Origin of the sequence: Enterobacter cloacae complex sp. 6730903 (assembly GCF_048283985.1) — a bacterium.
GTDB classification, from domain to species: domain Bacteria; phylum Pseudomonadota; class Gammaproteobacteria; order Enterobacterales; family Enterobacteriaceae; genus Enterobacter; species Enterobacter hormaechei_C.
Window position 1 is genome coordinate 26,886 of sequence record NZ_JBLVXX010000008.1, and the last position, 19,424, is coordinate 46,309.

Here is a 19,424-nt window from a genome sequence, read left to right on the forward strand (position 1 = left end):
TATTTCGCTTTATCTTATGCCTTTTCCGTCGTTGTCAGTCAACAGGAGCTGTGAAAAATTCGCTAAATCAGAAGAGTAATGAAGGATTTACGCGGATGGTTTCCAGTCGCCTTGAGATGCGCGGTATCAGTCTGGCCTTTTCCGGCTTTCAGGCCCTGTCGCGCGTGGATTTCACCCTGAACGGCGGGTCGGTGCATGCGCTGACCGGCGCCAACGGCGCGGGGAAATCGACGCTGATGGCGGTGCTGTGCGGGACGCACGATCGTTATGAAGGCGAAATCTGCATTAACAACCAGCCGGTAAGTATCCGCGAGCCGCTGGACGCTAAACGACTGGGTATCCACCTTGTGCAGCAGGAGGTGGATGTGGCGCTCATCCCCGGGTTAAGCATTGCCGAAAACATCATGCTCGACCAGCTGGCGCATCCGGGGCACCGCTACAGCTGGCGCGCGGTTCGTCAGCAGGCGCGGCAGGCGCTGGCGCAGCTGGATGTTTCGCTCGACGTACGCCGCTCCATCGACAGCTGCACGCTGGCCGAAAAGCAGCAGATTTTGCTGGCGCGGGCGCTGTCGCACCACTGCCGTTTTTTGATTCTTGATGAACCCACCGCGCCGCTGGACGCGCACGAGAGCGAGCGTCTGTTTGCGGTAGTAAGACGTCTGCAACAGCAGGGCATCGGCGTGGTGTTTATCTCTCACCGCATTCACGAGCTGAAGGCCATCTGCGACACCCTGACGGTGCTGCGCGACGGCAGGCTGATTGAGTCCGGCCCGATGGCGGATCTGAGCGGAGAGGAGATCGTCGAGAAGATGCTCGGCCACGAGCTGAGCGATATCTATCCGCCCCCGCGTCCGCCGCACGGTGAAGAGACGCTGCTGCGGGTGGAAGGGCTGCACGACGACGCGCTGCTGAAAGATATCTCCCTGCACCTGCGCAAAGGCGAAATCCTCGGCATTGCCGGGCTGGCGGGAGCGGGGAAAACGGAACTCTGCAAGGCGCTGTTTGGCGCCAGCAAAAGCCGCGTCGCGAGCGGCGAGCTGAACCATCAGGCCTGGAAACCGCGCGACCCGGCAGACTCGGTGCTGCGCGGTCTGGCGCTGGTGCCGGAGGAGCGGCGCAAAGAGGGCATTTTTATCGACGAGCCGGTGAGCATGAACCTTGCCGTGTGCGCCGATAACAGCTTCTCGCGCTGGAGCCTGTTTGGTCATCGTCAGGCGTGGCGCTGGGCAGAAGAGGTGATTGCCCGCGTCGGCGTGCGCACGCGCGGGCCGGGGCAGGTGCTGCGTCGGCTTTCCGGCGGTAACCAGCAGAAGGTCGCCATCGGGAAATGGCTGCGCAATGACGCCAGCGTGCTGATATTCGACGAGCCGACTAAAGGCGTGGACGTGAAGGCCAAAACCGATCTGTTTCAGCTGATCGACGGCCTGGCGCGCGAGGGCAAAGGTGTCATATACGCCTCGGGCGAGTTCGCCGAGCTGGTCGGGCTGTGCGACCGCATCTGCGTGCTGTGGGACGGACGCATCGTGGCGGAAATCGCCGGGGCCGAAGCCCGGGAAGAGACACTACTTTATTATTCAACCGGAGGAACGGCGTCGTGAGCAAGGCCCTTTCAGTGAACTCGGCGGCGTCTGGCCGTCAGCAGATTTTCGATTTTCTTTATAAGTGGGGCATGCTGCTGACCGTCGTCGCGCTGGTGGCCGTCTTTGGCCTGGCGTCGGACAGCTTCCTCGATCCGAACAACATCATCAACATTCTGCGCGCGATCGCCATCGTGACGGTGATTGCCGTTGGCGTGTCGATCTCCCTGACCGTCGGCGGGTTCGATCTCTCGGTGGGGTCAACCGCGTCGCTGGCGAACGCGCTGGTGATTTCGCTTTTCGTCTGGCACGGCTTCGGCACCACCGAGTCGATTCTGATCACCCTTGCGCTCTGCACGCTGGTCGGCCTGTTTAACGCCTTTCTGATCGTCATTCTGCGCATTCCGGACATGCTCGCGACCCTTGCCAGCCTGTTTGTCATCCAGGGCGTGGCGATGACCTACAGCTACGGCGGGTCGATTACCGAGAACATGGTGCTGCCGAGCGGCGACATGGCGGAAGGGACCATTCCGGCGGCGTTCAGCCTGCTCGGGCAGGTGCCGACCATTGTGATCGTCATGCTGGTGGTGACGATTCTTGCGCAACTGGGCCTGTCGCTGACCACCCACGGACGCCGGATGTACGCCATTGGCGGCAACCCGGAAGCCGCGCGACTCTCCGGCATTCGCACCACGCGCTACAAGGTGGCGGCCTACGTAATTGCCTCGCTGCTGGCGGGGCTGGGCGGCATTCTGCTGGCCTCGCGCATTGGGTCGTCGCAGGTGAATGCGGGCGGCGGCTACCTGATGGATGCGGTGGCGGCGGCATGGATTGGCTTCTCGCTGGCCGGGTCCGGCAAGCCGAACGCGCTGGGCACGCTGGTGGGGGCGGTGATCCTCGGCGTGCTCTCCAACGGGCTGGTGATGCTCTCCGTGCCGTATTACGCCATGGACATTATAAAAGGGCTGGTGCTCGCGGTGGCGCTGGCGATTACTTACATACAAAAACGCTGACAACACAACGGGATAATGAATGAAAAAGATTGCACTCTCTTTGGTGGCTCTTGGGTTACTCACTGCTCTGCCGGGCCTGGCGGCTACCCCCGCGCCGGTTCCGGCTGCCATTGCGAACCATGACGGCCCCATTCGCATCGCGGTGATCCGCAACCTGGGCTCGGACGACAACACCACGCAGTTTGTTGCCGGGGCGATTCAGGAAGGGAAAAAGCTCGGCTTTAAGGTCAGCACGTTTTTAAGTAACGGGGACGACGCCAGATTCCAGGACTTCGTTAACCAGGCCATCAGCCAGAAATACGACGGGATTATTCTCTCTCAGGGGCGCGATCCGTACTCCACCGCGCTGGTAAAAAAGGCGGTGGATGCCGGGATCAAAGTTTCGGTGTTTGATACCGCCGTGAACGGCGAGATCCCGGGCGTAACCGTTACCCAGCAGGACGATGCCTCCCTGACCAACCTCTCTTTTGGTCAACTGGCGAAAGATTTCAACGGCAGGGCCAATATCGTCAAGCTGTGGGTCGCGGGTTTCCCGCCGATGGAGCGCCGTCAGGCGGCGTATAAAGAACTGCAAAAGCAGTATCCGGAGATTAAAGAGCTGGAGTCCATCGGCGCGGTCTCCTCTGACGTGCAGGGCGACACCGCCAACAAGGTGGGGGCGATCCTGGCGAAATACCCGAAAGGTAAAATCGACGCCATCTGGGGGACCTGGGATGCCTTCAGCCAGGGCGCGTATAAGGCGCTGAAAGAGAACGGCCGCACCGAGATCAAGCTCTACAGCATCGACATCTCCAACCAGGATTTACAGCTGATGCGTGAGCCGGGTAGCCCGTGGAAGGTGAGCGTGGCGGTAGATCCGAAGCTGATTGGCGCGACCAACGTACGCCTGATCGCCAATAAGATTGCCGGAGAAGCGACGCCTGCCACCTACGATTTCAAGGCGGCGGCTATTCCGCAGGCGCTGCTGACCGCCCAGCCGGGCGCGGTGAACGTGGCGTCGCTGGGGAAAATCATTCCGGGCTGGGGCCAGACGGAAGATTTTATCGCGCCGTGGTTTGCGACGCTGGAAGCCAGGTCAAAATAATGCCCGGTAGCGCTTCGCTTACCGGGCCTACGGTGTTGTAGGCCGGATAAGGCGCAGCCGCCATCCGGCGAAAGGACTTACACATGTCTGCATTACCTCAACCCGAATACAGCCGCAATATGCGGCTAATTGGCCATAGCGACCAGGGCGGTCGTCCGGATGGTGTACAGCTGATGGTGCACCGTGGTTTCGCCTGGATCGGCCATATGGTGTCGCAGGGCTTTTCCATCGTTGATGTGCGCGATCCGAAAAATCCAAAAGCCGCAGGTTACGTGCCCGCGCCGCCGGGGACCTGGAACGTACATCTCCAGGCGCACGACGATTTGCTGCTGGTCATCAACGCCCGGGATCTGTTTGCCGATGCGCGTTTTGCCGATGAGAAGATCTACTACACCCGCCAGGTGGGGGAGACCGTCAGCGACGTGCAGGATAAAGGCTGGAGCGCCGGGCTTCGCGTCTTTGATATCTCCAAGCCGGACAGGCCGCGCGAAATCGGCTTTCTGTCGCTGAGCGGCATCGGCATTCACCGCATCTGGTACGTCGGTGGCCGCTGGGCGTACGTGTCGGCGCTGATCGACGGCTTTACCGACTACATTTTTCTGACTATCGACCTGGCCGACCCGCGCAAGCCTGAAGTGGCGGGGCGCTGGTGGCTGCCCGGGATGAACCAGGCCGAAGGCGAACAGCCGGACTGGCCGGAAGGGAAACGTTACGCGCTGCACCATGCGATTATTGCCGGCGATACGGCGTACGGCAGCTGGCGCGACGGCGGCCTGACGCTCCTAGACGTGAAGGATCGCACCCGGCCTAAGCTCATTAGCCACCGTAACTGGAGCCCGCCGTTTGGCGGTGGGACGCACACCGCGCTGCCGCTGCCGGACCGCGATCTGCTGGTGGTGCTGGATGAAGCGGTGCTGGATAACCAGCAGGACGGCGAGAAGCTGATCTGGCTGTTTGATATCCGCGAGCCGTCGAACCCGGTAAGTATCTCTACCTTCCCGCAGCCGGATGAAACCGACTACGTGGCGAAAGGGGCGCATTTCGGCCCGCACAACCTGCACGAGAACCGGCCGGGGAGCTTTATCAGCTCAACGCTGATCTTCGCGACGTACCAGAACGCAGGCGTGCGCGCGTATGACATTTCCAATCCGTATCGCCCGGTGGAAACGGGGGCGCTGGTGCCTGCCGCGCCTGCGAAGATGATGGATACGCGGCCGAATCGTCCGCAGGTGATCCAGTCGTGCGACGTGTTTGTGGATGCGCAGGGGATTATTTACAGCACGGATTATAACGGTGGGTTGTCGGTGATTGAGTATTTGGGGTGAGTGCGGTTTGATGCCCTCACCCCGGCCCTCTCCCACAGGGAGAGGGAGAAAATCAGCTGTACTGCCGCACCCTTGCCACCAGCTCTTCTGCGCTGTCGATACGGTCGGCAATCACAATCAGCGCTTTACCGAGCGTTATCGCATGGCGCAGGCACTCGTGGCGCATCGCCTCGTCCTGGATGGTGTCGATATCCGCCACGTGGGAAAGCCCGACGCTGCGGCGAATCAGCTCGGTGCCACAGAATCCGATGGCGTCATGCCAGACCTTTTTCAGAAACGCGGAGGCATAGCCCGGCGCGCTGAGTGCGGCGTCGCGGGCTTTCTCGTTCGCCAGCGCCTGGAAGCGTTCCGCGAAGTTGTTCCACAGCTCCTGAATATCGGTCAGGCGCTGCTCGCGCGCGGCGGCGGCATCGCGAATGCCGAGATGACCCGGCAGGCCGCAGAAGTTCAGCAGCAGGTTGCCGATGGCGGTGCCGACGTCAAAACCGATTGGGCCGAAATAGCCGAACTCAGCGTCGATGGCCTTCAGGCTGCCGTCGGCCACAAAAATCGAGCCGCTGTGGATGTCCCCGTGCAGCAGGGCTTCGGCGTGCGAGAAAAAGCGGTGCTTGAGGGAGGCCACGGCGATTTTAAGCTGGGCGTCGTCGCGCAGGGCGGCGACGTCATTTTCCAGCTCGGCCGGGTAGCTGTTGCGCGCGTGGATCTGGTACGGATCGTTGAAGAACAGATCTTCGGTGATCTCGCACATCTCCGGGTTGATGAATTTTGCCACCTGCGCTTTTTTCTCGTGCGGATGCAGATAAAAGTCGCTGGTGTGGAACAGGGTGTGAGCCAGATATTCCCCCAGCTGATGCGCTGCCTGGGGGTAATAATTATTTTTGATCAGCTCGCCGCGCCAGATGCGATGGCTGGAGAGATCTTCCATCACCATCACCGCCAGTTCCGGATCAAAGTGGTGGATTTTCACCGTGTGCTGCGGGCTGTGCTGGTAATGCTCGACCAGGGTTTGCGCTTCAAGACGGGCGCGGTCCAGCGTCAGCGGCCAGGATTCGCCGACGCAGCGTACATAGGGCAGCGCCTGCTTAACGACGATGCGGCTCACGCCCGCGCCGTCGAAAATTTTAAAGACCAGGTTGAGGTTGCCGTCGCCGATTTCCTGCGCCTCTACCAGCGATGAAGGATCGTCAAGTCCGCCAAACTGCCTGGCATACTCCACGGCATCCTGAGCGGTAAAGGTACGGTATTGCGACATGGCCTGCTCCTCAGTTTTGCTAATTAAGACATGTAGACGTCTATACATCTGGATTTCATCCTGACACAATGTGCTACAACAACGCAACAGGGAATTAACGACATGCAGACATTACAGACGACCAGCCTGCGGGTGGCGGATAATCAGCTCTTTATTCTCGACCAGCAGGCGCTTCCGCAGGAGAAACGCTGGCTGGATGCCTCGACGGTCGAGGCGCTGGTCGGGCACATCCACGCGCTGCGGGTGCGCGGCGCGCCGCTGATTGGTCTCTCTGCAAGCCTGCTGCTGGCGCTGTTAGCGGAAAGCGGCAAAAGCCGCGATGAGCTGGCGGTGGCGCTGGAGACCCTGCGCGCCTCCCGCCCTACGGCGGTGAACCTGATGAACAATCTCGACCGCATGAAGCTGGCGCTGTGGCAGGAAGCGTTCGTTCCGGCGTTGGTGGCTGAAGCGCTGCGGCTGATTGACGAAGACAAACGGCTCTGTGACGCCATTGCCAGTGCGGGCAGCGCGCTGGTGAAGCCCGGCAGCCGTCTGCTGACCCACTGCAACACCGGCGGGCTGGCGACGGCGGGCGTGGGTACCGCGCTGGGGGTGATTGCCCGCGCGCATCAGGAAGGCAAGGTCAGCAACGTCTGGGTGGATGAAACACGTCCGCTATTGCAGGGCGGCAGGCTGACCGCATGGGAACTCGGCGAGCTGGGCGTACCGTATCAGCTGATTACCGACTCCATGGCCGCCAGCCTGATGGCAAAAGGGCAGGTGGATGCCGTGTGGGTGGGTGCAGACCGCATTGCCGCCAACGGCGACGTGGCGAACAAGATCGGCACCTATTCCCTGGCGGTGCTGGCGAAGTTCCACGGTATTCCGTTCTACGTCGCCGCCCCGCAAACGACTCTCGACCCGGACTGCCCGAACGGGGATGCGATCCCGATTGAGCAGCGCGCCGCCAGCGAAGTGACGGGCGTCGCGGGAAGCTTTGGCGCGGTGCAGTGGGCGCCGCAAGAGGCGCAGGTTTATAACCCGGCGTTTGACGTCACGCCTGCCTCGCTGATTAGTGGCTGGGTGCTGGATACAGGCGTGGTCACACCGGACGAGGTGGCGGAAGGGAAATTTGCCTGAGTCCGGCTATCCTTTAAGCGGGGCCCTGAGAGGACAACATCGTGACGCTCGATCCTGACACAGACTTAAAACTGGAGCGCGTGGTGGATGCACCGCGCGACCTCGGCGATTGCGCGTCACCCGACGAAGGAGATCCGCGAGCAGCATGAGCAGATGGGCTTCCATGAAGGGTGGGGTGTTGTGCTGGATCAGCTGGTGGGGTATGTTAAGGGGCTTAACGCGTAGTGCGCACGGGTGCCCTCACCCCAACCCTCTCCCACAGGGAGAGGGGGCTAACCGTGCCTGTTCAGACTAGGCCAGGCGTGGATACGCATCCGCAATCGCATCCCCGGTAAACTGCGCCACCCAACCCTCCGGGTTATCGAAAATACGGATCGCCGTAAAGTTCGGCTCTGATCCCATGTCAAACCAGTGCGGCGTGCCCGCGGGTACGGAAATCAGGTCGTTTTTCTCGCACAGCACCTGGTACACCTCATCGCCAATGTGCAGGCAGAATAATCCCGCTCCTTCCACGAAAAAGCGCACTTCGTCTTCGCCGTGGGTGTGTTCGTTCAGGAACTTCGCGCGCAGCGCCTCTTTCTGCGGATTGTCGGCGCGCAGGCTGATCACATCCCAGCTCTGGTAACCTTTCTCTGCCACCAGCTTGTCGATCGCATGCTGATACGCCGCGATCACGGCTTCAGGCGCGGGATCGTGCCCTAAATCGCGATCCGCCGCCCAGCGTTCAAAACGCACGCCTTTGGCGTTCAGCTGTTGAGCAATCTCGGCGGCGTCGGTGCTGTGCCACTGGTGCTGACTGGCGTCTTTATCGGAATAAATGGTCAATGCGCTCATGAAGGGATCTGCTCCGGATTAATCTCGTCAAACTGGTGGATCTGATGATGATGGCTTGCGCCGTCATCTTCACCGCGAATCAGTTGCAGGGTGCGAAAACCCGCCTGTTCAGCCGCGTCCAGCTCCTGATGAATATCCGACAGGAACAGGATCTGCGACGGGGCGATGCCCGTTTGCGTCGCAATATTTTGATAAGACTGCACCTCGCGCTTGGCGCCAATGTGGGTATCAAAATAGCCGCTGAACAGATGAGTAATATCACCTTCGTCGCTGTAGCCAAATAACAGTTTCTGCGCGGCGACGGAGCCAGAGGAATAAACATAAAGATCAATCCCTTGCGCCTTCCATTTTTCCAGCGCGGGCAGTACGTCAGGATAGAGATGTCCGGTAAAGTCACCGTTGACGTAACCGTCCTGCCAGATGATGCCTTGCAGGGCTTTGAGCGCCGTTGATTTGCGGTCTTCATCCATAAAGGTAAACAGCACGTTGATGAGATCGCTGACGCTGGCATGCGGAGCGCTGATTTCATCGCGCAGGTTGTCCAGAATCGATTTGACCGGCTCGGCGTACTGCTGCGCGGTCACAAAGGCCGCCAGCCGCTCACGCGCGTAGGGGAACAAAACATCATGGACAAAACGGATATCGCTGGTGGTCCCTTCAATATCCGTCACAATCGCGCGAATCATACTCTCTCCCATTGTCGTAAACGCATTTCGCATTCAAATAAGAATTCTAAACCTTCCAGATGACGGCGGGCTTCGGCCACGTCGCGTCCCCAGCAGGTTAAGCCATGGCCGCGCAGAAGAAAACCATAATTAAGCGGGCGTTCCTGCGCGTAATGGGCGATGCGTGAGGCGAGGGCGTCGATGTCCTGGTCGTTATCAAACACCGGGATGGCCACCGTATCCCGGTGCGTGGTCTGCCCGGTAAGGGATTTTTGCATCTCAAAACCGGTGATCTTCAGCTCGGCCTCGTTGACCAGACGCGACAGTACCGTGGCATTGACGGTGTGAACGTGCAGGACGGCGTTAGCCTCGGGGAACAGGCGATAGATGAGGGTATGCAGCCCGGTCTCTGCCGACGGTTTACGGCCAGACGGCGCACGGTTGGTGGCGATTTCAACCTGTAGGAAATCGGCGGTGGTCAGGCTGCCTTTGTCTTTTCCGGATTCGCTCAGCCAGCACAGGTGTTCATCCTGACGCACGGACATATTGCCGCCGGTAGCGGGCGCCCAGCCTTTAGCGCCAATCCAGCGGCAGGCCTCGACCAGGTGTGTGAGTTGCAGGTTGTCTGTCATTTCCTTTTACCCTCTCGGTCAGGAATATTTATATCGTTTAGACGTCTAAGCGTCTTGATTGCCAAAGACTAACATCGTGTTATAGTGTCAGCAACATAAGTATTACAGGCAGGCACACTACAATGAGCAATAACCCGTTGATCCCGCAGAGTAAACTTCCGAATCTCGGCACGACGATTTTTACGCAGATGAGCGCCCTGGCGCAGCAGCACAACGCCATTAACCTCTCACAAGGTTTCCCGGATTTTGACGGGCCGAAATATTTGCAGGAGCGTCTGGCGTACCACGTGGCGCAGGGAGCCAACCAGTACGCGCCGATGACCGGCGTGCAGGCGTTGCGTGAGGCCATTGCGGATAAAACGGCGGAGTTATACGGCCATAAGCCTGACGCGAACAGCGATATCACGGTAACCGCAGGGGCGACCGAAGCGCTGTATGCGGCGATAACCGCCCTGGTGCGTACCGGCGATGAGGTGATTTGTTTTGACCCAAGCTACGATAGCTACGCCCCGGCGATTGAACTAGCCGGCGGCGTGGTGAAACGCGTGGCGCTCCAGCCGCCGCATTTTCGTCCGGACTGGCAGGCGTTTGCCGCGCTGCTGAGCGATAAAACCCGGCTGGTGATCCTGAATACGCCGCACAACCCATCGGCGACGGTGTGGCTGAAGAGCGATTTTGCCGCCCTGTGGCAGGCCATCGCCGAACGTGAAATCTATGTTCTGAGCGACGAGGTGTATGAGCATATCTGCTTCGCCGAAGAGGGGCATGCCAGCGTGCTGGCGCATCCGCAGCTTCGTGAGCGTGCAATCGCGGTATCGTCATTTGGCAAAACCTACCATATGACCGGCTGGAAGGTCGGGTACTGCGTGGCGCCCGCCGCCATCAGCGCTGAGCTGCGTAAAGTGCACCAGTATCTGACGTTTGCGGTGAACACACCCGCTCAGCTGGCGCTGGCGGACATGTTGCGCAGCGAACCCGGACACTACCGTGAGCTACCGGATTTTTACCGTGCGCGTCGGGATCGGTTTGTGGCTGCGTTGAGCCAGAGTCGGCTGGAGATTTTACCCTGTGAAGGGACCTATTTCCTGCTGGCCGACTACAGCGCGATTTCCGATCTGGACGACGTGAGTTTCTGCCAGTGGCTGACGAAAGAGGTGGGTGTGGCGGCCATCCCGCTGTCGGTGTTCTGCGCCGATCCCTTCCCGCATAAGCTGATCCGGCTTTGCTTTGCGAAGCAGGAATCGACGCTGCTGGCAGCGGCTGCGCGGTTAAACGCGCTCTGACTATTTCACCGTCCAGGCTTCAGAAAAACGACGGTCTGCGAAGAGTTCGAGCAGACCGTTGATCTGCTTCAGACGCAGCACTTCATCGCTGTCCATACCCAATTCCTGACCAATTTTCTGCTCACTCCAGCCCATAAGCACCAGCTCGCGCACGATTTCTGACATGGCGTTGATCTGGTGGCGTCCGCGCGCGCGGTTGTGGCGAATGGTCGCAGCCATGCGGTCGAACTTTTCCTGCCGCGCTTTACGCAGGCAGGTGACAGGAAGGTAACCCTTAAGCTGGCGCTTCAGGGTCGCCCGGTTACTGCCGATATCATGACGATGAAAACCATCGACAATTTCGTAGTGCTGTGGCGCATTTTCCGTCACAACGATAGGCTGTGTGAATCCATCCAGCTCCAGTGACTTGCTGAGCAGCCGCTTTTCCGGCGGCGCGACGTTATTTGGGTTGTAATCGTTAGCGGTGATGTTTGTCTTTTTTATCCACAATACGCAATCGACGGGCTGATCGCGAAAAGGGCTGATTTCATGTAATGCCTGACGAAACGCATTAATGGCGGCTATTTGCTCTTCTTCAGAAAGTGCCTGAAGGTACGTTTCCATTTCGGTGATTATTCGTTGTTGCATAAAATCCCCCATTCCTTGCGTTTTGCTTTCACTCTGTCGCTGTAGCGCTGATAGTGTTTAGGCTTATTTGGGCTAAACGAAAGTGCCCGGCACCAATAGTCATTGTTGAGTAAAACCTTACAAATGCGTCGCCAGGAAGGGATATCTTTTGCACCAATGTCACCCTCCTGCGTATCGGGAATATCGTCCATGCCTCGCTTTTGATACCAGTGGAGATAAACCGCGATTTTATTGCGGTAATGTTCCGCCGTATTTTGCGGCATGCTGTCGAGTAACAGCATGGCGTATTCGCGCCAGCCAAGATGATCGGGTTTCAGGATCTTCCTGTGTCCATAAAAATGGTTATCGTGCCCGGCATAAATACCGCCGCTGCGCACCCCGCAGGCGCGTTCACACATCGCCGCCCAGCGTTCGGGTTCAATGACATGATAGAGCCACAAGCCCTGACGCTGTTCCGGGCCAAACGGTTCGCAGATGCGCATATAACGCGGCGGCACCCCCGCCTTGTACATCAGGTCGTATAACGGGTTATAGCAACATTTTGATTTCGCGAACCACGTCCAGATGTCGGCGGTTTTCCAGTCGTACAAAGGGTAGATATACCAGGTATGCCCGCCCGGTGCGACGGTCGTCCAGGGTTTATCGTCAGAAAAGCGCTGCTTGCGTGCCGACGCGATAGCCAGAAAGCGGTTGTAGGATTCATCGGCGCGAATGCCTATCATCATGGCTGCCGGACGATTGAGGGAAAACCAGTCAGAGAAGCTGCGAACGAAGGTTTCGAAGGTCATTCCCGGCTGGTAGAAAGGAAAAAAAAGCGGGATCGGTAATGGCGTCGTCAGGGGGCTGTCGCACCCACGGCGTGTCGGGTTCCCAGCATTGCCACTCTGGTTGAAACTGCGACAACGAATTTTGCGTGGTGAGGGGAAGGGCCACCCACCAGAAGTGATCTATCACATCGCTGTAGAGTGAGCGCATATGCTCGATATGGGCAATGGTATAGGTGAACTGCGCTTCCCAGTCTATAAACAGCACGTCAATTTTTCTTTTCATCTGCCTGGCGCGCAGCGCCGCGAGATGCAGCATGACGGTAGAATCTTTACCGCCTGAAAAGGAGACGCAAACCCGGGATATATTCTCAAGCGTCCACGCTATTCGCTCCTCGGTGGCGTTGAGGACATTTTGGGTCAACGGTATTTTATAGATTGACATGATCATTCTCTTCCTGAGTAATAATTACCTGAGACGGAGTCAATATGCGGAAGGATACAACAGGCTGGGGAAATAAAGGGAAATAAATTGTATGATTGTTTTAAATTATCATTTTGATGAATATTTAGGGAAGTGTTCTGGCCGCACAGAAAACGGCCAGAATTCATTACTGTTGCAACTGTGATAATTCTTGAATAAAGCTGGAGAATACCGGGCTATTCAATGCGGAGCGATTATACATTGCGTAGAGTTTAACAGTTGGCAAATTTATATCGGTCTCGATTATCCGCAGGTTGAGAGCCTTGCCGTATTGTTCAAACGCTGGTATTGGGATTAGACCAATAATATCGCTGAAGCTGATCATCGACAGCAGTGATATAAAAGAATCACTGCGGAACACAATATTTCTTTCAGGAAGCACTATTTCTGCACTTTCCTGATAACTTTTCACGCTGGCTTCATCGCTTAAATAGGCCGTGAAATTTTCACGCAGGATTTCTTCAGTCGTCGCGTTAAGGCCGAGTCGCGGATGATCCTGATGGCAAACGAGCACAAAAGGCATCTCATAAAACAGGCTACAGGCCGTAGAACGACTGTTTAAAGGAGAGAATGAAAAGACAAGATCTGCCTTTCGATAGGCCAGCAGGTCTTCCGCTGAGTCTGGTGCGAGAAAAACATCATGCAGTTCAATATGATAATTATGCTTTTCCATTAAAAGCAACATCGGGCCAAGCATGATTTTTGGCGTCATAACTTGCGGACAGTAGATCACGAAACTTTTCTTCAGCCCGCTGGTATGCATCATGTTAATAGTCTGTTCCAGCTGGTTGAGGTTCTGTTCCAGATGATGATGCAGATTAACCCCCACGGTAGTGGGCGTAATGCCTTTACCTGAACGAATGAACAGAGGGTCGTTAAGCTGCCCGCGCAGGCGTTGCAGCGACTGGCTTACGGCGGACGGCGTAATATACAGCGTCTCTGCCGCTTTACTTATGCTGAGATGCTGATAAATGCATTCAAATATGACCAAGAGATTAAGGTCAAATTTTTTAAGGTCGTAGAGATTTGCCATGATTCGTCCTGATGCTGCCGTGTCTGCTGAAGTTACCACATCACTGATAACTATAGATTGAAGCTAGCCATTTACAATCCGTGTGACTAACTTACTTAATTGGTTTTTAAAGCAACCTTAATATATCACGGTGTCGGATTATTGAAATGGTTCTTCAAAGGAAGTGAAGATAATTTTATCTTTAGCAGTGTGACAGAGACCGGAAAATACAATTGACATCTATATCTCGATAGAGATATATAAACCGAGCGGATTTGTTCGCATTAATATTCATTCATTGTTCGATAAAACCTATCACAACCATAGGCAGGAATGCCGTCAGGGCGCATTGCCCTTCCTCTGTTCCAGTGTTGTAATCAAAGCGCTGTTACGGCCTTGATACAAGGTATGTAGAGCGCAACGCAACGCCAGCTTCGGCTGGCACTGAATGTACCTGCGGGGAATTCAGGTATCAGGGCCGCCCGTTGAGGCGGCCTTTTTACTTTCAGGCTTTCCTGTAAAAGGTTCACCTTGCTGTCTTGTTGCTATTGTAAGGTTTGGCTGATTGATTTGATAAAGCATACGCATTAGCCCCGATGAACAAAGTTGGTTACCTTACATCTCAACGAAAACACGGAGGAAGTACAGATGTCCTTGATTAACACCAAAATTAAACCTTTCAAAAACCAGGCGTTCAAAAACGGTGAGTTCATTGAAGTGACCGAGAAAGATACCGAAGGCCGCTGGAGCGTGTTCTTCTTCTATCCGGCTGACTTCACCTTCGTTTGCCCGACCGAACTGGGCGACGTGGCAGACCACTACGAAGAACTGCAAAAGCTGGGCGTAGACGTTTACTCTGTTTCTACCGATACCCACTTCACCCACAAAGCGTGGCACAGCAGCTCTGAAACTATCGCGAAAATCAAATACGCGATGATCGGCGACCCGACTGGCGCCCTGACCCGTAACTTCGACAACATGCGTGAAGATGAAGGCCTGGCAGACCGCGCGACCTTCGTTGTTGACCCGCAGGGCATTATCCAGGCTATCGAAGTTACCGCTGAAGGTATCGGCCGTGATGCATCTGACCTGCTGCGCAAAGTGAAAGCGGCTCAGTACGTTGCTTCTCACCCAGGCGAAGTGTGCCCGGCGAAATGGAAAGAAGGCGAAGCGACGCTGGCTCCATCTCTGGACCTGGTCGGCAAGATCTAAATTTCCGTCGTCTTTCACGCCATAGCTGCGTTGGCGTCGCCTGCTCACCCCGGTCACTTACTTTAGTAAGCTCCCGGGGATTCTCAGGCTAGCCGCCTTGCTCTGACGCGAAATACTTTGGAAATTGTTTCAGTCATGGGCGCTCCCCGCGCCCATTTCATTCCAGCACCATGATGCAAGTTGCATTCAGGCAGCCCGTATAAGGCGGCTTGCATGATGACGTTTTAAGAGAGGGAAGAATAATGCTCGACACTAACATGAAAACCCAGCTCAAGGCCTACCTTGAGAAACTGACCAAACCTGTTGAGCTGATTGCCACGCTGGACGACAGCGCGAAATCGGCAGAAATCAAAGCACTGCTGACAGAGATTGCTGAGCTGTCGCCGAAAGTGACCTTCAAAGAAGACAACACCTTGGCAGTCCGTAAGCCTTCTTTCCTGATCGCCAACCCAGGGTCTGACCAGGGGCCACGTTTCGCGGGTTCTCCGCTGGGGCACGAATTTACGTCCCTGGTGCTGGCGCTGCTGTGGACCGGTGGTCATCCGTCAAAAGAAGCGCAGGCGCTGCTGGAGCAGATCCGCGATATCGACGGTGATTTTGAGTTTGAAACCTATTACTCACTCTCCTGCCACAACTGTCCGGACGTGGTGCAGGCGCTGAACCTGATGTCAGTCCTCAACCCGCGCATTAAGCACACGGCGATTGACGGCGGTACGTTCCAGAACGAAATCACCGAGCGCAACGTGATGGGCGTTCCGGCGGTTTACCTGAATGGTCAGGAGTTCGGCCAGGGGCGTATGACGCTGACCGAAATCGTCGCCAAAGTAGATACCGGCGCAGAAAAACGCGCGGCGGAAGAGTTGAACCAACGCGATGCGTACGACGTACTGATTGTTGGCTCCGGCCCGGCGGGTGCGGCAGCGGCGGTCTACTCCGCACGTAAAGGGATCCGTACCGGTCTGATGGGCGAGCGTTTCGGTGGTCAGGTTCTGGATACCGTAGACATTGAAAACTACATTTCCGTGCCGAAAACCGAAGGTCAGAAACTGGCCGGGGCGCTGAAGGCGCACGTCAGCGACTACGACGTGGATGTCATTGACAGCCAGAGCGCCAGCAAACTGGTTCCGGCCGCGGTCGAGGGTGGTTTGCACCAGATTGAAACGGCCTCCGGCGCGGTGCTGAAGGCGCGCAGCGTGATCATTGCCACCGGCGCGAAATGGCGCAACATGAACGTCCCGGGCGAAGATCAGTATCGCACCAAAGGCGTGACCTATTGCCCGCACTGTGACGGCCCGCTGTTCAAAGGTAAACGCGTCGCGGTGATCGGCGGCGGTAACTCCGGCGTGGAAGCGGCTATCGATCTGGCGGGGATTGTTGAACACGTTACCCTGCTGGAGTTCGCCCCGGAGATGAAAGCGGACCAGGTGTTGCAGGATAAAGTACGTAGCCTGAATAACGTCGACATTGTGCTCAATGCCCAGACGACAGAAGTGAAAGGCGACGGCAGCAAAGTGACCGGTCTGGAATACCGTGACCGCGTGAGCGGCGATATCCACAGCGTAGCGCTGGCAGGGATCTTTGTTCAGATTGGCCTGCTGCCAAACACCACCTGGCTGGAAGGTGCGATTGAGCGCAACCGCATGGGCGAGATCATCATTGATGCGAAATGCGAAACCAGCGTGAAGGGCGTATTTGCGGCGGGCGACTGCACCACCGTGCCGTACAAACAGATCATCATCGCCACCGGTGAAGGTGCGAAAGCGTCGCTGAGCTCGTTTGATTATCTGATTCGCACCAAAACTGCATAATAAAAGAAAGCAAGACGACACCTGCAATGCCAGAGGCCACCAAAAGGTGGCATCTTTTTTTATCTCACGACCATCACCGGAATGTGGGTGTGGCGGATCACGCTGGAGGCGTTCGACCCCAGCAGGTGAGTGGTGATGGAAGGGTTACGTGAACCAATCACTACCACGTCGGCATTTAATTCCCCGGCAAGCTCATTAACGGCGTCGCGCACGCTACCGAACCGGACGTGGGTTTTGATGCGGGAAGGATCGATGCTGAAGTGCCCGACCATGGTTTGCAGGCGTGTCTCGGCTTCATGCTGTAAATGCTCTTCAAAACGACGCACATCAGCAGCGAAACGATGCAGGCTCAGGCTGGCAGAGCCCGGTAAAACATGCAGAAGATGAATAACTCCGTCCTGCTGCGCGAGAAATTCCGCGTGACGTACAGCCTTATCACTCAGTTCCATTTCGAAAACATCAACCGGCATAATGATTGTTTGATACATAACCGTTTCTCCTTGTTAATAAACGCTGAAATCATTCAACCACAAAATATAAATGGTTTCTGTAATCCCGACAGCACTTTTTTATCTCGCCAGGATAAATCTCAAAACAGCCGGATTCCGGGGCAGATCCCGAGAGGTAGCTACCCTTTTATAAGCTTACCCACACCCTTTCGGAGGTTGCATGAAAGCTCTCACCTATCACGGTCCACATCATGTTCGGGTCGATAATGTCCCCGATCCGGGTATCGAACAGCCTGACGATATCATCCTGCGCGTAACCGCCACGGCGATCTGTGGTTCTGATTTGCATCTTTATCGCGGAAAAATTCCCAAGGTCCAGCACGGCGATATCTTTGGTCATGAATTTATGGGCGAGGTGGTGGAGTGCGGGAGCGAAGTGAAAAACGTGCAGAAAGGTGATCGGGTGGTGATCCCGTTTGTGATTGCCTGCGGTGACTGCTTCTTTTGCCAGATGCAACAGTACGCGGCCTGTGAAAACACGAACCGTGGACAGGGCGCGGCGCTGAACAAAAAGCAAATTCCCGCCCCTGCCGCGCTGTTTGGCTACAGCCATCTTTACGGCGGCGTGCCGGGCGGACAGGCGGAGTATGTGCGCGTCCCGAAAGGCAACGTGGGGCCGTTTAAAGTGCCTCAACTGCTGTCTGACGACAAAGCGCTTTTCCTGTCAGATATTCTGCCTACCGCCTGGCAGGCGGCGAAAAATGCGCAGATCCAGAAAGGCTCCAGCGTCGCCGTATTCGGTGCCGGGCCGGTGGGGTTACTGACCATTGCCTGCGCGCGGCTTCTTGGCGCAGAGCAGATTTTCGTGGTTGACCATCATCCCTATCGACTGCGGTTTGCCCAGGAGCGCTACGGCGCGATCCCGATTAACTTTGATGACGATAACGACGCAGCGGAGAAAATCATTGAGCAAACAGCCGGACAGCGCGGGGTGGATGCGGTGATTGATGCCGTCGGGTTTGAGGCCAAAGGCAGCACCACGGAAACGATCCTCAGTAACCTGAAAATTGAAGGCAGCAGCGGCAAAGCCCTGCGCCAGTGCATTGCTGCGGTGCGGCGCGGCGGCGTGGTCAGCGTGCCGGGCGTGTACGCCGGTTTTATTCACGGCTTCCTGTTTGGCGATGCCTTCGATAAAGGGCTGAGCTTTAAGATGGGCCAGACCCACGTCCATGCCTGGCTGGGAGAGCTGCTGCCGCTCATCGAAAAAGGGCTGCTTACACCGGAAGATATTGTGACCCATTATCTACCGCTGGCTGATGCGGAGCGCGCCTATAAGATCTTCGAAAAACGGGAGGAGGAGTGCCGCAAGGTGATCCTGGTGCCTGGCGCAGACACCCCGGAGGCAGCGCAGCAGAAAGTGAAGGGACTGGTGAATGCCTTCCCCGGCGGCGTTGTGTGAAGTTCCTCACTCACCAGTGGCGCTCAAGGTACAGCACCGCCACGACGAGGATCGCCAGGATGATGAGAAAAACCAGTGTGATAACAAGTATCTCACCCATGACCGTCCCCACGGCACCACAACAGAGTAAGCGTGGATTAAGCGGTTTTTGTCCGGTATAGCACAATAGGGTGAATTTGCGGAAAGAGGATGCGAGTGCATCCTCTGTGCAAAGCGGGGTCGCTTGTTCAGAAGGGATTAACGCAGGTAATCGCCAGCGGCTTCGGGCTGGTAGAGCAGCTCAAGCACTTCCAGGTGAGCTGAGGCGCCGCCCGGGAGTTCCCAGTGGATGGTATCGCCCGTGCGCAGTCCAAGCAGCGCTGCGCCCACGGGTGCCAGCACCGACAGTTGCGTGCTGCTGTCGGTCATCTGCGCCGGATAGACCAGCGTACGGGTGAGCTCCTCGCCGGTGGTCAGGTTGCGGAACTTCACCTGGCTGTTCATGGTGACCACATCATGCGGCATGGTCTCAGGCGTACACATCTGCGCCCGGTCGAGCTCTTCGTTCAGCGCATCGGCTACCGGCAGCGAGGCGAATTCTGGTTTCTCCAACAGTCGGTCAATACGTTCTGCGTCGAGTTCATTGATGATAATCGTAGGTCTGGACATTTTTACTCCATGTCGTTAATGCTGCGTGTAACGCAGAAACCAATCCAAAAGAAAACCCTCGCCGTCTGGCAGCGAGGGTTTAACTTATCTGATGATACTGTCTGAAACCGTAAGTTTGAAGTGATGAAGGTCACAATCATGCGCCATATGAATTTTTGGCAATAAACCCGGCATCCC

Annotated in this window: 18 protein-coding genes and 2 pseudogenes; 10 read left to right on the top strand and 10 right to left on the bottom strand. The window is 56.7% G+C overall.

Annotated features, from left to right (window positions below; genetic code table 11):
* Positions 1–95: 95 nt before the first annotated feature.
* The 4 genes from ACNQ0W_RS05910 (at position 96) to ACNQ0W_RS05925 (ending at position 4,999) form a co-directional block, all read left to right on the top strand.
* Positions 96–1,598: a sugar ABC transporter ATP-binding protein gene (locus ACNQ0W_RS05910; protein WP_062932220.1), complete on the top strand. Its 1,503-nt coding sequence runs from the start codon at positions 96–98 to the stop codon at positions 1,596–1,598.
* Positions 1,595–2,590: an ABC transporter permease gene (locus ACNQ0W_RS05915; protein WP_062932219.1), complete on the top strand. Its 996-nt coding sequence runs from the start codon at positions 1,595–1,597 to the stop codon at positions 2,588–2,590. Before ACNQ0W_RS05910 ends, ACNQ0W_RS05915 begins: the two co-directional genes overlap by 4 nt.
* Positions 2,591–2,609: 19 nt before the next feature.
* The gene (locus ACNQ0W_RS05920) at positions 2,610–3,674 is read left to right on the top strand and encodes a sugar ABC transporter substrate-binding protein (protein ID WP_062932218.1); all 1,065 of its coding nucleotides are present in this window, start codon (positions 2,610–2,612) and stop codon (positions 3,672–3,674) included.
* Between the two features lie 83 nt (positions 3,675–3,757).
* Positions 3,758–4,999, top strand: a complete 1,242-nt coding sequence (locus tag ACNQ0W_RS05925; RefSeq protein ID WP_062932217.1) for an LVIVD repeat-containing protein — start codon at positions 3,758–3,760, stop codon at positions 4,997–4,999.
* Positions 5,000–5,051: 52 nt separating this feature from the next.
* On the opposite strand, the gene mtnK is transcribed toward ACNQ0W_RS05925, so the two are convergent.
* Positions 5,052–6,251: an S-methyl-5-thioribose kinase gene (gene mtnK / locus ACNQ0W_RS05930; RefSeq protein ID WP_062932216.1), complete on the bottom strand. Its 1,200-nt coding sequence runs from the start codon at positions 6,249–6,251 to the stop codon at positions 5,052–5,054.
* A gap of 102 nt (positions 6,252–6,353) precedes the next feature.
* On the opposite strand from mtnK, the gene mtnA reads away from it, so the two are divergent.
* Together mtnA and ACNQ0W_RS05940 are read left to right on the top strand one after the other, a co-directional pair.
* Positions 6,354–7,370 carry an S-methyl-5-thioribose-1-phosphate isomerase gene (mtnA, locus tag ACNQ0W_RS05935; protein WP_047052949.1) on the top strand — a complete coding sequence of 339 codons (1,017 nt, stop codon included), beginning with the start codon at positions 6,354–6,356 and terminating at the stop codon, positions 7,368–7,370.
* A 102-nt stretch (positions 7,371–7,472) separates the two neighbouring features.
* A pseudogene (locus ACNQ0W_RS05940) lies at positions 7,473–7,595 on the top strand (polyketide cyclase); the annotation flags it as partial.
* A 66-nt stretch (positions 7,596–7,661) separates the two neighbouring features.
* Here the strand turns inward: ACNQ0W_RS05940 and ACNQ0W_RS05945 are convergent.
* The 3 genes from ACNQ0W_RS05945 to ACNQ0W_RS05955 are packed head-to-tail and all read right to left on the bottom strand — an operon-like array spanning position 7,662 to position 9,501.
* Positions 7,662–8,204 (bottom strand): 1,2-dihydroxy-3-keto-5-methylthiopentene dioxygenase, encoded by a 543-nt coding sequence (locus ACNQ0W_RS05945; protein WP_023315605.1) that lies wholly within the window; start codon positions 8,202–8,204, stop codon positions 7,662–7,664.
* Entirely contained in the window at positions 8,201–8,890 is a 690-nt protein-coding gene (mtnC, locus tag ACNQ0W_RS05950) for an acireductone synthase (RefSeq protein ID WP_047052951.1), read from the bottom strand. The genes ACNQ0W_RS05945 and mtnC overlap by 4 nt, the downstream gene beginning before the upstream one ends.
* Entirely contained in the window at positions 8,887–9,501 is a 615-nt protein-coding gene (locus ACNQ0W_RS05955) for a methylthioribulose 1-phosphate dehydratase (RefSeq protein WP_022650583.1), read from the bottom strand. The genes mtnC and ACNQ0W_RS05955 overlap by 4 nt, the downstream gene beginning before the upstream one ends.
* Before the next feature lie 122 nt (positions 9,502–9,623).
* On the opposite strand from ACNQ0W_RS05955, the gene ACNQ0W_RS05960 reads away from it, so the two are divergent.
* On the top strand, positions 9,624–10,784 hold the full coding sequence (locus ACNQ0W_RS05960) for a pyridoxal phosphate-dependent aminotransferase (RefSeq protein WP_116329817.1): 1,161 nt from the start codon (positions 9,624–9,626) through the stop codon (positions 10,782–10,784).
* Here ACNQ0W_RS05960 and ACNQ0W_RS05965 read toward each other — a convergent pair whose 3' ends face one another.
* From ACNQ0W_RS05965 to citR, 3 genes and pseudogenes are all read right to left on the bottom strand, one after another.
* Complete coding sequence (locus ACNQ0W_RS05965) at positions 10,785–11,411, bottom strand: IbrB-like domain-containing protein (protein WP_047052954.1); 627 nt, start codon at positions 11,409–11,411, stop codon at positions 10,785–10,787.
* A pseudogene (locus tag ACNQ0W_RS05970) lies at positions 11,396–12,620 on the bottom strand (phosphoadenosine phosphosulfate reductase). The gene ACNQ0W_RS05965 and the pseudogene ACNQ0W_RS05970 overlap by 16 nt, the downstream one beginning before the upstream one ends.
* A 166-nt stretch (positions 12,621–12,786) precedes the next feature.
* Positions 12,787–13,692, bottom strand: coding sequence for a DNA-binding transcriptional repressor CitR (citR, locus tag ACNQ0W_RS05975; RefSeq protein ID WP_062932214.1), 906 nt, complete (start codon positions 13,690–13,692; stop codon positions 12,787–12,789).
* A 627-nt stretch (positions 13,693–14,319) separates the two neighbouring features.
* Between citR and ahpC the strand changes: the two genes are divergently transcribed.
* Positions 14,320–14,883 (top strand): alkyl hydroperoxide reductase subunit C, encoded by a 564-nt coding sequence (gene ahpC / locus ACNQ0W_RS05980; RefSeq protein WP_014882974.1) that lies wholly within the window; start codon positions 14,320–14,322, stop codon positions 14,881–14,883.
* 242 nt (positions 14,884–15,125) lie between these two features.
* Positions 15,126–16,691 carry an alkyl hydroperoxide reductase subunit F gene (gene ahpF, locus ACNQ0W_RS05985; RefSeq protein ID WP_022650587.1) on the top strand — a complete coding sequence of 522 codons (1,566 nt, stop codon included), beginning with the start codon at positions 15,126–15,128 and terminating at the stop codon, positions 16,689–16,691.
* A 59-nt stretch (positions 16,692–16,750) separates the two neighbouring features.
* Here the strand turns inward: ahpF and uspG are convergent, their stop codons facing one another.
* Complete coding sequence (gene uspG, locus ACNQ0W_RS05990) at positions 16,751–17,179, bottom strand: universal stress protein UspG (protein WP_006809652.1); 429 nt, start codon at positions 17,177–17,179, stop codon at positions 16,751–16,753.
* Positions 17,180–17,360: 181 nt separating this feature from the next.
* Between uspG and ACNQ0W_RS05995 the strand changes: the two genes are divergently transcribed.
* Complete coding sequence (locus tag ACNQ0W_RS05995) at positions 17,361–18,599, top strand: zinc-dependent alcohol dehydrogenase (RefSeq protein ID WP_015571156.1); 1,239 nt, start codon at positions 17,361–17,363, stop codon at positions 18,597–18,599.
* Positions 18,600–18,609: 10 nt separating this feature from the next.
* On the opposite strand, the gene yldA is transcribed toward ACNQ0W_RS05995, so the two are convergent.
* Positions 18,610–18,699 (bottom strand): small membrane protein YldA, encoded by a 90-nt coding sequence (gene yldA / locus ACNQ0W_RS06000; protein WP_015571155.1) that lies wholly within the window; start codon positions 18,697–18,699, stop codon positions 18,610–18,612.
* Between the two features lie 137 nt (positions 18,700–18,836).
* Positions 18,837–19,247, bottom strand: coding sequence for a nucleoside diphosphate kinase regulator (gene rnk / locus ACNQ0W_RS06005; RefSeq protein WP_006809650.1), 411 nt, complete (start codon positions 19,245–19,247; stop codon positions 18,837–18,839).
* Between the last annotated feature and the right edge of the window lie 177 nt (positions 19,248–19,424).